We start from the raw sequence: 604 nt of genomic DNA on the forward strand, positions 1-604 counted from the left end.
CGGTTACGAATTTTCGTCATGACTGATCGCATCCGCGCAAGTGAGCGTTCAAACTCTTTCTCACACTGGATCACTCGTCGACGATATGCACTGAGCTTTTCAATTCGTTTCTGTTTTTCTTGCCACAGTTTTTGCGTTTCTAGATCCAACGATTCATTGCTTGTTGTGCTGTCCGTTTGGATTTGATTGACGGGCAATGGTGCGGTGTCGCTTTGTTCGGGATTAAAGTAAAAGAACTTCACACCGAGATGACGAATCATCTCGATCTGTTCCTGGTCTTTAATTTTAAAGCTATTGAGTAGGAAGGGGTGATCGTTCCACTTTAGCGGAAGGCGGATATGTAATCCCGGCTGAATACGATCCACTGTAAGTTTAATTGCTGCCACTTTTTCACTACTATTAAGTTTTCACGATAAACCAAGAATAGTAGTAGATTCTGTAAATAAATTCATCAATAAGAACTCACAAGTGCGAGTCATTCGCGTTAAGAACCAATGTGTTGTTCATAATTTGAATCAAGCTCATACCTGAGTATCAATCAGAGTCTTGTTTTAATACTCGATCCGCATGACGCAGTTTCAGCTTGGCTTCGAAGACAGGCTTT

General features: G+C 41.4%; 1 protein-coding gene. It reads right to left on the reverse strand.

Features of this window, described 5'->3' with window-relative positions:
* Positions 1-386, reverse strand: a 386-nt coding sequence (locus R7Q46_RS28350) for a DUF3391 domain-containing protein (RefSeq protein ID WP_318078466.1), incomplete at its 3' end; no start/stop codon positions are given.
* Between the last annotated feature and the right edge of the window lie 218 nt (positions 387-604).

Source organism: Vibrio sp. 811 (assembly GCF_033339195.1).